Origin of the sequence: Oligoflexus sp. (genome assembly GCF_035712445.1) — a bacterium.
GTDB lineage: Bacteria > Bdellovibrionota_B > Oligoflexia > Oligoflexales > Oligoflexaceae > Oligoflexus.
This window is the reverse complement of the sequence record NZ_DASTAT010000009.1, coordinates 1-13,263: the sequence shown is the minus strand read 5'-3', so window position 1 is coordinate 13,263 and position 13,263 is coordinate 1. Positions and strand designations below refer to the sequence as shown.

Genomic DNA, 13,263 nt, shown 5'->3' with positions numbered 1-13,263 from the left:
TTGGACCCCGAGTTGTATTTGGTGAACGAACCGCCGACGAAGACAGCATGATCATCGTTCGCAGGAATCACGGCCAGCGCCGCAACGTTATTATCAAAGCCATTTCCCGTCACAAAATTCGCATCGAGTTTTCCGTCAGCCCCCAAGCGAACCAAACGTCCGGCTGCCGAGCTGCCATTTTTAGTGAACTTCCCGCCGACATAGACGACACGCGCTCCGTTATGCGGCAAGCGGGCAAGGGCAATCGCATAGACATCACTGTCAAAGCCATCCGGCACGAAACTCGTATCAAGAGTCCCGTCGGCATTCAAACGAGCGATGCGGTTACGGACCACACCATTCACTTGGGTGAATATGCCGCCGATATAGAGCTTTTTATCCTGCTCATCCCAAGCGATCGCATACACGTTGCTGTTGATGACAGGGGTATTGAACGACTTATCCATATTCCCGAGGCGATCGAGTTTCACAACTCGATTGGCAGGTTCGCCGTTATAAGTCGTAAAGCTACCAGCCACGAAATACTTCACACTTTCCCGTGGATTGGTCACGCTTTCCACCACCCGAGCCGTAGCGTAAACGACGCTATTCAGGTTGGAACCACGTGGGCTGTTGGCATCCAAAGCACCGTTGCTTCCCGATGCCGCAAAGAAGAAGGCCGTGCTTTCCCCGGCGTAACGCTGGAAGTTACCACCGCCTATGAGTCTGCCGTTATCCGTCAAGGCCAGGGTCTGAAGAGTCCCATTGGTCCCGCCGGTCATGGTAGTATCCAGTGAACCATCCAGCATCGACAGACGCGCAAGGCGAGTCAGAGGCGCCGTTCCGTAGAGAGTGAAGTCACCGCCGACGTAAACTCTCTGATTGGCTTCATCGAGCTCAATCGCATACACCGTGCTGTTCAATCGAGGGCTGGTCGACTGGCCCTTGCTGAAGTCTGTATCCACCGTGCCGTCTGCTTTCAGACGCACAAGTCGGGCGTAATAGGACGACCCACGATAACGACCGAAGCTGCCGCCCACATAAAGGCGCTGATGACTGTCGATTTTCAAAGTCACAACCGTATTATCAAAACCCGAAGCCAGGCTCAAACTGCTATCAATTTCCCCTGTTTCATCGAGCTTCACCAAACGCGCCTGGGTTGCGCCGCCGTAATCGGTAAACTGTCCACCCACAAAAATATGCGAGGTGCTCGGTTCTGGCAGAATAGTCCAGACCGTACTGTTGAAACCCGTCACAGTCTGCGCTGCATTTTGTTTGAGCTGGAAGCCAGTATCCAAGGCACCGTCATAGGTCCGGAGCGCGGCCAGACGGCTCATGGGGGTTGCTGGTGTTGTCGTCAGAGAGGTGAAGGCCCCACCCACGTAAATGCGGTTCTGATCTTCGCTTAACGCCAAAGCCATCACCGTGCTGTTAAATCCCGGCGGCACAAAGCTTTCATCAAGCGCACCACTGCTGGTAAGTCGCGCCATGCGGTTCCGGGCTTTCCCGCCAACGTTGGTAAAGCTGCCGCCGATATAAAGGGAGCCGTCCGCGGCCATTGCCATGCTGTAAACAGAATTATTGATGGCAGCCGCTTTGAAGCTCGTATCCAAAGTAAAATCCGAATTCAAACGCAAAAGGCGAACAGCAGGATCCTTGCGATAGACGAGGAAGTCGCCACCAACCAGAATCTTGCCCTTATGTTCACCTTCCAGGATAGGCAGTACCACGCGAACCAGGCGATCAAAGCCATCGGCCTTGCTGAATTCAATCGGAGCCACGGCCGTGCCGGAGGTTTCCGCTGGGTTCGGGTTATAGTTCAGAGCCTTATCCAAGGCGTAAACCGCGTAATTATACGTGCGTTCTCCCTCGGCGCTTTCATCGAAAGCATAAAGATCCGAAGTCAAACCCACGACCTGATGTTTGCCGCCATCAATATCAGCCCCGATTCCATAGGCCTGTCCCGATGTGGGCGTCCAGGTCACGGAGTTTTCTTCGGTGCGAATGATCAAATACGCATCCGCCTGGTTCGCAGCGGGCCAGCTGAGGCGCGTGCGGGCGACCAGGGGGCTTGCTGTCAGACTCATAGGCGCGCCCGGCATTGCGCGATCCAAAGTCCAATCATAACGGAAGGCGACCGAGAGATCCTGCCAGTTGCCGCCGGCTGTACGACCGATGACGCAGAGGCGCAAAAGTCCATCCGCATAGTCCGCGTAATCGACTATAATGGGCGCGGTCACGGGCGCTTCCAGCCCATAACCATTGCTGCTGGCGCAATCCGTATTCTCAGCCGCACCCAGCTTGCTTTTGTAATGGGTCACATAAGAACCAGAGATCACAGCCTGCAGATTGGTCGTGCGGCTGGGGTTGGCCGGCAGGCCTGTGACCTTCGCGCTCACGACCGTCGTATCATAGATAAAGTTAGGGCCGGCTGCGTAGGCATTCAGGTTCATGCTGTCGGTAGCTCTTACGCACACCTTGTAGGTCCCGGCCGCGGCGATAGCCGCATCATCGGAGCGAGGCACAGTGGTCGAGTAGACAAGACTGCTTGTGCAGCTGGCGCCGCTGGTCACCACTTTATAGGCCATTGTCGAGGCACTTGAATCCTTGACGTTCACGCTGTCAACCAGAGGCTGGGCCTTGGATTTTTCAATAGGATTCAAATAGCCATCCGCAAGGATAGCCCCAGGTGTCACGGACACAATTTGCGGCGGCAGAGTATCGACGGTGATCTGCTGCTGAGCCGAGGCCTGATTGCCCAAGGCGTCGCTGGCAGTCACTTCAACCACATAAACACCATCACCGCCCAGGGTCACAGTCGTGCTGCGCAGGTTGTCGGGAGCAAAGCTCACGGTCAACGGACCGCTCACTTTTCTCCATTGGATACTGACCGCATCATCACTGATGCTGGCTGTGAGCGCTTTGGTCTTGCTCTGCATCAGAATGGAACTGCCGAGTGCAACGGCGGGCGGTGTCCGATCATAAGACCAGGTAAAGCTGTCAGCTGCCGAGTTCCCGGCTTCATCTTCAGCCGAGACTTGGATGATATACTCACCATCCTGATCCGCAGAAATTATAGTCGAGGCTGCATTGTCTGGGGAAAAGCTCAGCTGCCCCGGTCCCTGAATTTTCGTCCAGGTAAGGGTCTTCGCACCCTGCACCTGAGCATTTCGGGTCAAGGCCTGGGCCGTATTCGCGTCGGCTCCGGCTTCAATCTGCGGAGCGCTGGTGTCCCAGGTCAGACGGAAAGAGGCCCGCCCGGTCTGCCCCGTGCTGTTGCTTGCCGCCAGTTCGATTTCATAAACACCATCCGTATCCGCCTGAATAGTCGTCGAAGCCGCAGTCGGATCTGAGAATGTAATGCGGCCTGGACCGCTTATCGCCTTCCAGGCGAATGTTCTGGCATTGGATGACACGCTGCCGGTCGCCGTGATCAAAGACCGCGTGATAACATCGGCCCCCACGCTGACGGTTGGGGCTATCGGCAGCGGATCGACCTGCACGCTTACGTTCTGCTGAGCGAAATAAAGTCCATTACCCACTTTCAAGTCAAAGCTCAAGACCGCGCGATCTTCAACGGACGGAGCCGTCAAGGTCCACTTTCCACCCTGACCCGAAATCTGAACGTTGGGCCCACCGATCTGAGTCAAAGTCCATTGATAAGGGGGCTTCAGATTACTTTGAATGGCGGGCTGGACCTCGATAATCTCCCCGCTCGTGGCCAGGACCAGCGGCTGCATGATTTGAATCGCAGGCGCGTTGACCATGATGCGCAGGGAAGCTGAGGCCGCGCGGCCGTTGGAGCTAACCCGGATCACGGGCTGGGCTTCACCGACCTGGTCCAGGCCTGGTCGCCAGCTGATGACACCGGTCACCTCGTCGATGGCGAGTCCACTGGGGCAATTTAAAATACAGGCAAAACTCAGAGTATCCTGATCCGAATCCTCAGCCAGCGCTGCCAAAGTCAGAAGCTCTGAGGCCACCACAGTTTGATCTGCAAAATTTTGAATGGTCGGGCCATGGTCTTTGGGTAAAACAGTCAGGCTCAAGGATTTTGTGCGGGTCAGATCACCGAGGCTCGCTGTCGCTTCAAAGCTAAGCTCGGTAGGAGTTCTGAAATTCGGGCTAAGGAATGACCAGTTGCCGGCGCTGCCGTCCAGCGTCACGGTCGGTCCCCGAGTTTGCTTCAAACTTAAAGCCACTGTACCTTGGAGGTTGGTGCTCGCCTCGGCTTTGATGTTGATTTTTTCTTCACCCGTCGCCGCTGAATCCGAACTCACGCTCAAGTTGATGAAGGGCTCCGTGCGATTAATACAGATCTCGTTGCTATCGACCGTGACTTTGTTGTCTTTAGTCTTGGCGCGGATGATGTAGCAATGAGTACCGGGCTTCTCAGCAAGGGTCAGTGTTACGACATCATCCAGACTTTGGATGGGTTGGGTGAAGTCATACTCGTCCTTATCCTTCCGTTCAAAAACGAGATAGCTGGCACCCGCTTTCACGACTTCGTTCCAGGTCAGCTTGTTGTTCCCGAGGCGGCTTAGGGTCAATGAGGGGGTGTCCGCAGCGGCCTCGTCGGTCTTGACTTCCACTTGGGTGCTTTCGCCCTTGCTCACCGGCCCTGCCTTCTGAGGGGCCTGGGAGGCTGGGGATTGGCTTGTGGCGTCGGTATTCGATGTCGTGCCGCCCGTTTCCGTGCCCGCTTCTTCCTGGGCTCCACCGCCGCTGCCGCACGCTGTCAGCCACAACGCTGCCAATGATGCAATCAGGAAGTTCATACCTGGGATCATGGATCCGCCCCCCCTTCGGGATTTCTTAATGGTGGACTCGTCGGTGGAATTCCGCAGTTCTGCAAAATCGTCTGTTTCCTATTTAAAGTACAGGGACATGGGGTGTATTATTATTTCCCTTGTTTTTCATGCGGCCTCATGCATTTGAGTAATTCAGGGGGCATTTCTTACCGTTAGGCAGGATCGTTCGGTATAATATGGGGAAACGCCACCTGAGGAGGGTCAATGAGAAAGCCAGTTCTGTCGCTGCTTGCCTGGGGGCTTGTCACCACGGCGGCATGGGCGCAGACGCCTTCCCAGCCAGTCACCGGACCCGAGGACACCAGTTATCTTTTGCCCTCGGAACGCAACACGATCGAAGTTTTCGAACGCACATCGGGTCGCGTCGTCAACGTCAGCAACCTGCGATATGCGCGCGTCGGCTTCTTTTCCTTTGATGTCACAGAAGTCCCTGCCGGTACAGGCTCGGGATTCATCTGGGACAGCGATGGCACGATCGTCACCAACTTTCATGTGATCCAGGACGCCGATCGCATCACAGTTTCCTTCAAAAACGGGAAGAGTCTTCCGGCGAAAGTGGTCGGCTTTGATCAAAGAAAAGATATAGCCGTACTGAAAGTCAAGCCCGAAGCCGCACGCAACATGGGCAAGTTTCCCTTGGCCGATTCCAGTCGCATCTTCGTCGGGCAGAAGGCCATTGCCATCGGCAGTCCCTTCGGTCTGGATCAGACGCTGACGGAAGGCGTAGTCTCGGCTCTGGGGCGCTCTATTCCAGGCTTTGGCGGGAATACGATCCGCGACATGATTCAGACGGATGCTTCGATCAACCCCGGGAACTCCGGCGGCCCGCTGCTCGATAGCCGGGGCTACCTGCTCGGCATGAACACCATGATATTTTCTGAAAGCGGTGGTGCACAAGGCATAGGCTTCGCTTTGCCGGCCAACACAATCAATCGTATCGTGACCCAGATCATCAAGAACGGCCGTGTGATTCAGCCGAGCCTTGGTTTTGAGCCCTTTGACAGCAGCATCAACCGGCAGCTGAACCTCGAAGGGGTGATCGTCCGGGTCGTCACGGATGGTGGGGGAGCCGCGCGCGCTGGTCTCCGCGGGACGCACAGGACCCGGAATGGCGATATCATCCTTGGTGATATTATCATTGGAGTGGATGACAAGAAGATTCGTTCCTTTGACGATCTCCTGAACACCCTCGATGCGTATCAGGTCGGAGACACGGTCAAAGTCACGTTCATCCGGGAAGGCAAGAAGAGGACGCTTCCCGTGCAACTTGGGGATATGAATATCCGCTAAACTCTAAGTGGGCTCGAAGCTGCCGTTTGCGTCTTCGAGTCCCCACGCCTCACAATCAAACTCATCCAGAAGTTCCTTGAGCGCATGCTTCAAACTGGGGCGCCGCGGTTTCCGCACGAGTGACATCTGACTGTCTTCCGGTGTCCTGTTGCCTTTTTTTGAATTACACGCGATACACGCACAGACTGTGTTTTCCCAGGTGTCGGCTCCACCCTTGGACTTGGGAATGATGTGATCGATGGTTGCGGATTTCTCGTTGAGCTTTTTGTTGCAGTACTGGCAGTGGTATTTATCGCGGCGGAATACATTGTGGCGGGAGTAAGTGACGGCGCCGGCGGCGGCGGTAAAGGATTTGATGTACCGTTTGAGCTTGATGATCTGGGGCAGGGAGTAAGCCTTCTTAGCTGAACGGACGAAACTGTCGTAGGCTTTGACAAGTTCCGCCTTCTCGGTCAGCAGCAGAATCATAGCTTTCTGCCAGCTGACCACTCGTACCGGTTCATAACCGGAATTCAGGACAAGCGTCTTCATTGCTTCACCTCTCGCGCGCACACTGAACAGTATCAGGCGATTATGATGCTACTAAACCCACGATTTTGGTCATAGATTCAGGATATCATCAAGAGGCCGCGAAAGTTTAGTCAAAAAAAGCGTGCCAGAAAGCTTTGCACGTCATAATTCCGCTTTACCCTGGGCGGAACTTGCGGTAGGGTCGCCTCGCCAGCCTTCAGTCGGAGCTGCTGAAACAGTGCAGCTCATCAGGAACTACGGATTCATCGTCAACCTGAAGGTCAGGCGGTGACAGAGAGGGAGAGGGTTTACCCGCTCCCTCTTTATTTTAGGCGAACCAAAAAACCTTCTTAGCTATCGCTATTCGCGGCCTTCGCCATCTCCTCTTTCTCACCCAGGATCTGCTCCTGGAAATAGTCATCATCCATATCAATCTGCGCTTTGATCTGGGCCATGATCGGACCATTTTTGTTCACAAAGCGTTCAGCCGCATAACGGAAGCTTTCGTCGCGTTCCGCATCCTTGATCACCGAATGCGCGATCGCCAGGATGGCTTTCATTTCGGCAATTCGACCCGCGTGCAAAAGGGCAGGCGAAAGATTATCGAACTTCACCAGCTCAGGGCCAATGAGTTTCAGGAGTTTCATGAGGTCGGCAGGCTTATCCGCCGAGAACTTGCTCTTCACCTTGGTCTTCACCAGCTTGAAGAAGATCGACACCAAAGCGAGGTTAAAGGTCTGGCGCATCTTGAAGTAGCGGCGCATCAGCCAGTCTTTTTCCGCAAGGGCCATCACGCGGCTGCCCACAGTGATTTCCACGAAGTCCTTGGGATTATTCATGATGTCTTTGACAGTATCTTTGATGACCATCAACGACTGAATTTCCGAAGTCCCTTCGTAGATGCTGAGGATCAGGCTTTCACGCAGCCACCACTCGGCCTTGTATTCGGTCGTGAAACCGTAGCCGCCGTGGATCTGCACCGCGTTGCGGGCATACACATAAGCGCGCTCGCCTCCCCACCACTTGACCAGCGGGGTCCATTCGCGGAGTTTGCGCTTGTAGTAATCCAGTTTCGAAATGATCTCTTCGCGCTTGCCTTCAGGCAGGTTGCCTTCTTCCAGGCGGCGATCGCCAAGGGTGATCAGCGAAATGTAATGCGCGGCGCGATAGCAAAGGCTGCGGAACGCTTTCAGTTCCACTTCCATATCGTAAAGGCGCTCGGCGATCATTTCGTGCTTCGCAATGGGTTTGCCCCAGGCTTCACGCTGCTGGGCATAATCACGCGACAGGCGATAGCAAGCCTCCATCACACCGAGGGCCTGGAACGCAACGCCAAGGCGCGCTTCGTTCATCAGGTGCAGCATGTAGTGAAAGCCTTTGCCGTTCTCACCAATCAGATAACCGACGCTCTTCTCGAATTTCAAAGCGCAGGTCGCCGAACCGTGCAGACCCGGTTTTTCTTCGATTTTGGCGATTTCGTAGTTGTTCTTGCCATTGACCTTGCGCGGCACGAGGTAAAGGTTGATCGCCTTGAGGCCCTTGGCCCCTTTCTGATTCATCGCCAGCACGAGGCTGATTTCACCGCAGCCGTTACTGATGAACTGCTTATTGCCGTTCACGAGCCAGGTGCCGTCGCCTTGTTCTTCCGCGTAGGTGCGCATACCGGCAAGGTCGGAACCCACGTCCGGCTCGGTCAGGGACATGGAGCCCGAGACTTCGCCCGTCGCGATTTTGGGAATCCATTCGTCTTTCAGTTCCTGGCTGCCGAACTGGTCGATCACAGTCGCGATCGAACCGTACCAGCAGACGTTCAGAGCGGTCGACGGGCAGGCGCGATAGATGGTTTCAAACCCAGCAAGTTCGACCATGAAGGGGGCGTTCATGCCACCGAATTCGCTGCGGATGGACATGCCGGGGCCGCCCATCTCGTTAAAGACCCGGACGTTTTCTTTGATCGTCTTGGGGAAAATCACTTCGCCGTTTTCGAGCTTCAGATCTTCCTTGGCCACTTTCTGGTTATTATTTTCCAGCGTGGTTCCGGAAAACTCGCCCACGACCTGGCCGATGTCGAGCCACATCTTCCTGTATTCTTCCGCGGTGGAAACGCCGAGAGCCTCTTTTTCAGCGTCAGACATCCATGCGAACAGTTCGTTCATCCGCTTGGGGCTCATGTGGTAGGCGATGTCTGGATTGTCAGTAAAAAAGTTCTGCTTGTTTTTCATGGTACAACCTCAATGTTCTCGTCGCATGACATCATCGTGTGGGCGAATCCTGACACAGTAAACCCTTGCCCTTCAGAAATCAACGAAACTTCCTGCGCGTGTTTCCTGACCGAAGCCTTGCTGCATCACTGTCTCGGGTCAGCTGATTTCCTTACGTCCGCGTACATACGTTCAGCGTTCAGAGGGTCTCCCTGTCATGGGATTTTACAAGGGCGAAGGCTGATCTGACTTCCCAGATATGGTTTCGGTCCAAAATTTAGAGTCTTCAGTGTATTCTGAAAAACGGAATGCTTGTCCAGCCTTGCCGGAATGGATTCGCGGGCCATGCAGGTCGCCTCCTATTAGATTTGGTCTAGTCAGATTGACCAGGACTCCGACACTTTACTTTTCCGAATGAGGTCCCTAGACTTATCCAAATGCCAGACCCCAGCTGTTGAGGTGTTTCATGAAACTGCTCCGCTCTGCCTTCAAAGTCGGCCTAACGTTGGTCTTTATCCTAGGACTCAGTTCCTGTGGATCTGATAAGAAAGAGGAAGACACATCCCCCTGCGCCGCGACCAATGCGATCGTGGCGGAAGCGAACTACGCCTCGCTCTGGGCGAACGTGTTTTCGGGGCGCTGTGGAACCTGTCATGGGGCTCAGGCGACGGGAACTCTCGGTGGGCCTGACATGCGGACCAAGGAGGCGTTCCTCATGCAGCTGAAGGGCAAGACTATTAATGATTATCCCAAATGGGACCAGGCTCAGGTCACCAAAGCCGGTTGCCTCGATGTCCCGCTCATTAACGCCGGAACCTCTGCCAAATCCCTGGTCGTTGCCGTCCTCGACCCATCTCTTTCTGTGGGATGCGCGGTGCAGCCGCATCGCGAGCAGCCGCCGCAAAATATCTGTATATCCAACGGCAGCCTCGCAGCTTTGAAAAAGTGGATCGACAACGGCGCTCCTGAGTAATCGCCCAGGGACAAGAGGAAAACAATGAAAGGCAAGCCGCGCTGGTGGCAGCTGGTTCTGATTATTCTGGGAGGCCTGCTGCTCCTGGTCACCCTGCTTTTGACAACGGCATGGCTGGCCCTGCGTTCGCCCGATGTTCAGCAAAAAATTCTGGCGTCCTTGAAAGAGCCGCTGCAGAAAGCCGGCATCACCTTGGATGCGGAAACTCTGTCCCTGGATGTGTTTGCCGGTTTAAACCTGCAGAATCTTAAGATGAAAATAGATCGGCCACCGACCATCCAGGCGGATTTAACCCTTGCCCGCCTGCGTCTTGGATATTCCTTCTGGGCGCTTTTAAAAAAACGCCTCGAAGTCAGCGAAGTCCTGGTGGAAGGCCTGCGCGGTGACGTGAAAATGGTTCTGTCGGATGAAGAGAAGCCGGAAGAACCATCCGAGGGCTTGAAACCCCTTATTGATTTGATTCGCCGTCCTCCTGTGCAGCTCGATGGACCCTCTTTGATCGTTCGTGATAACCAGCTGAACCTTCAGCTGACCCAGGGGTCCAGGCTCATCACCGCGCAGTTGAAGAAAGCGGATATCGATGCCGCCGTCGCCTTAAAACCCGAGATTCTCGACTTCAGCGCGGACATGGCCTTGGACGTCCAGGTGATGCTGGAGCAGAATGATCCGTCTGTTGGCAGTCTGAAAGTCAAAACGGATCTGGCCTTGGAACCCGAGCTGACGCTAGCCGTCCGGGCGCCCGAGGGACAATTCAATTGGAATGTCGCGCTGAAACAACTCGATCTTGCCCTGAATAATACGAGTGTTCAACGATCCGGACAGGACGGCTCGAAGCTGGATCTCGCATTCAAAAGCCTGACCGTGACCCCCGAGCTGACTGCGAAACGGGACGGGCCCGTTTCGGAAAATCCGCAGGTGAACGATATCCTCTGGCCGCTCGTCAGCGAAGGTCAGTTGAAAATCGCCCTGGATGAACTCGATCTGAGTCAGGCGAAAGCCGCCCAAAAACTACTCGCATCGGCCTCACTCACCAATGAAAATAGCTGGAAAATAAGCCTTTTGAGCCTGAATCCCGGCCGCGATCAAAGCTGGGACCTTACGGAAAATCTGAAGATCAAAAAACTCAAGGCCGTCCAAAACAATAAAAATCTGGCCACCACCCAGGCCGTGGAACTTAGCCTGAAAACCCAGGCCGAGCAGGGCGAGGGCAAGGCTGCCTTGACCCTTGTTGTCGATCCTTTGACCTCGCAATTTATCGCGGCCCCCTTGGAATGGGAGCAGGAACTCAACCTGGGTTTCAACCTCAGCAACCAGGCAGGGCGCCTGTTGGGCGAGGCGAGTGCCAATGGCGAAAAAATTCTGCAGCTCAGCGGCGATGGTAAAGATCAAAACGGCATGCTGCAGGCCCGTCTTCAAATGAAACTGGATCCCCATCCATCCTTGAAACCCTTGCATGCAGCACTGGCCCAACTGGAGCAGCTAGGCTGGCCCACTTTGGACCTTTCCCTATCGCAGCACATCCAGCACCCGATGCCCTTGGCCGAAGTGAACCAGGAAAACTGGCATCAACTTACCATAACCAATTCATTGACCGCGGGCATCAAACAGCAGCGCCCCACGGCCCAGAGCCTTGTTCGCTTTCAAAATGCCACCTTAAAGAGTGAACTTACTCTGCCGGCTCGGGAAACCCATGCTGTGGCCAGTCCTTTGGATATGACCCTTCAAATCAAGGCCGACGGCGTCCAGCATAAGGCGCTCCGCAAGCCGATTGCCGTCCTGCAGGACCTTACGGTCAAGGCTCAGGTGGGTGATCGCATCAGCGGGGAACTGCAGGGACAAACCAAAATTGATCAGCATCAACTCCTGGGAATGAATATCTCCTGGCAGGATAAAAAGGGCGAACTCCTCAGCACGAGCTCCCTTAAAATCCAGGCCGATCCCTCGCTTCAGCGCATCGTGGAAGCGGCCAAAGCCCTGGATGATCTGGGTGGGCTGCGCATGTCCAGCGATCATCAGATCGCGCTCGTCCATGGCTACGATCGACTACAGGATATCAAAGGCCTCGATCTGAATCGCATCAAGGCCGATCTGAAACTGACCCAAACCCTGGAGCAAACCGCTGTTGGCCAGGATAAACGCCGCATCCGCTGGAAAGATCCCCTGCGACTCGATAGCCGCATTCAGGTGGCAAAGGGCAGGGGAGAGCTGGTCACGCGCCTTGTGGAACCCACCCTGACCGCCGACGATGTGGCCCGTGTTCACAACCTGCAAACCCTGATCAAGGCCTCGGTCCAGAATCTGCAAAAACCGGATAATGGCGAAGTGAAGATGATGGTCGATGCCGATAGCATCGAACTCCTGAAAGAAATTCCCGAGCAGGAGCACATCCAAAAACTTCTGAGGAAGTTCAAACTCGTTTTCCATGGAAACCTTCAAAACAAAGACCTCTTCACCATCAAAACCCTCTTCGTCGGCCTGCACGATACCCTCTTCCAATTCAAGGGCCAGGGCCAATTCCGCTTGAACAGCCAGGGCTATTTCGATGGCATGGTGGATTCTCAAATCGGCAGCGTGACCGACGCTCCGATCCGGGGAACGGGCCGCATGCAGGTTCCCATCAAGCTTGTGCTCTTCGATAAAACGAGGCTTTCCATCGACGCTGACCCGCGTTTTCAAGGCTTTTCAGCCCAGTACGGTGACATCGCCATCAAAAACGTCAATGGTGGCATTTCCATTCATGAAGAACTTGAAGTTCAAAAAGGTCGCGTTGGATTTCTTTATCTGAACACTATGAATCCCTTTGCTCGCGTGGATTACGATAGCCTGGAACCCTATGTCAGTGACCGCCCGCGGCTCAGCATCGAACAGGTGCGTTACAAACATATCCTGGCCGGGCCCTTCCAGCAGAACTTCGAAGTCCGGCAGAACCTGATCCTTCTGAACGAACTTCGCATCGAGCTGCTTCAGGGCAGCGCCCTGGGGCGTTACTACCTCGACCTGCATCCCGACCGCCTCCAGCTTGGTTTCCTGGGGCGTTTCTCGGGAATCCAGGCGGAGCTTTTGCGCGAACCTCAGAAGCGGCTTCCTCCGAAAGATTGGGCGCCCCTGAGCGGCCGCATGGCTGTGAATTTTGATATACGCAAACGTTTGGCGACGGGACGGCTCGATCTGACAGAAATTGGTCAGCGTCAGTTGATGTCCCTTCTCGATGTCCTGGATCCCGAGTACAAGGACGAGCAGATGGTCATGGCCCGGCGCGCGCTTCGCGTGGCCTATCCGCAGGGCGTGGCGATCAGCATGGAGCAGGGACTCATGGATATGGGCATCAATCTGGGTGGAATCGTCAGCAAGGATATTTTTATCAGGTCCATACCCCTTACCGGTCTGATCAACGCCAAGGCTGGGGAAGCCTTGCAACAGATCGAAAAACTGCTGCAAGCGGGAGGTTCATAATGCGTCGCCTGTGGATGATGACTCTGTTCAGTGCATTCCTTACCAG

The 13,263-nt window shown here is 54.9% G+C and carries 5 protein-coding genes and 1 pseudogene; 3 read left to right on the top strand and 3 right to left on the bottom strand.

Features of this window, described 5'->3' with window-relative positions:
- Nucleotides 1-4,769: pseudogene (locus VFO10_RS01125) on the bottom strand (hypothetical protein); the annotation flags it as partial.
- A gap of 225 nt (nucleotides 4,770-4,994) precedes the next feature.
- On the opposite strand from VFO10_RS01125, the gene VFO10_RS01120 reads away from it, so the two are divergent.
- Entirely contained in the window at nucleotides 4,995-6,080 is a 1,086-nt protein-coding gene (locus tag VFO10_RS01120; protein ID WP_325136819.1) for a S1C family serine protease, read from the top strand.
- Nucleotides 6,081-6,083: 3 nt separating this feature from the next.
- On the opposite strand, the gene VFO10_RS01115 is transcribed toward VFO10_RS01120, so the two are convergent.
- Nucleotides 6,084-6,611, bottom strand: coding sequence for an HNH endonuclease (locus VFO10_RS01115; RefSeq protein WP_325136818.1), 528 nt, complete (start codon nucleotides 6,609-6,611; stop codon nucleotides 6,084-6,086).
- 329 nt (nucleotides 6,612-6,940) lie between these two features.
- Nucleotides 6,941-8,812: an acyl-CoA dehydrogenase family protein gene (locus VFO10_RS01110; protein WP_325136817.1), complete on the bottom strand. Its 1,872-nt coding sequence runs from the start codon at nucleotides 8,810-8,812 to the stop codon at nucleotides 6,941-6,943.
- Nucleotides 8,813-9,257: 445 nt separating this feature from the next.
- Here VFO10_RS01110 and VFO10_RS01105 point away from each other — a divergent pair, with 445 nt between their 5' ends.
- Entirely contained in the window at nucleotides 9,258-9,764 is a 507-nt protein-coding gene (locus VFO10_RS01105; RefSeq protein ID WP_325136816.1) for a hypothetical protein, read from the top strand.
- A 24-nt stretch (nucleotides 9,765-9,788) separates the two neighbouring features.
- On the top strand, nucleotides 9,789-13,217 hold the full coding sequence (locus VFO10_RS01100; RefSeq protein WP_325136815.1) for a hypothetical protein: 3,429 nt from the start codon (nucleotides 9,789-9,791) through the stop codon (nucleotides 13,215-13,217).
- Nucleotides 13,218-13,263: the final 46 nt, after the last annotated feature.

Bases quoted from the DNA above. Each gene is read 5' to 3' on its own strand.
- VFO10_RS01120 (WP_325136819.1), top strand. From the start codon at position 4,995: ATGAGAAAGCCAGTTCTGTCGCTGCTTGCCTGGGGGCTTGTCACCACG.
- VFO10_RS01115 (WP_325136818.1), bottom strand. From the start codon at position 6,611: ATGAAGACGCTTGTCCTGAATTCCGGTTATGAACCGGTACGAGTGGTC.
- VFO10_RS01110 (WP_325136817.1), bottom strand. From the start codon at position 8,812: ATGAAAAACAAGCAGAACTTTTTTACTGACAATCCAGACATCGCCTAC.
- VFO10_RS01105 (WP_325136816.1), top strand. From the start codon at position 9,258: ATGAAACTGCTCCGCTCTGCCTTCAAAGTCGGCCTAACGTTGGTCTTT.
- VFO10_RS01100 (WP_325136815.1), top strand. From the start codon at position 9,789: ATGAAAGGCAAGCCGCGCTGGTGGCAGCTGGTTCTGATTATTCTGGGA.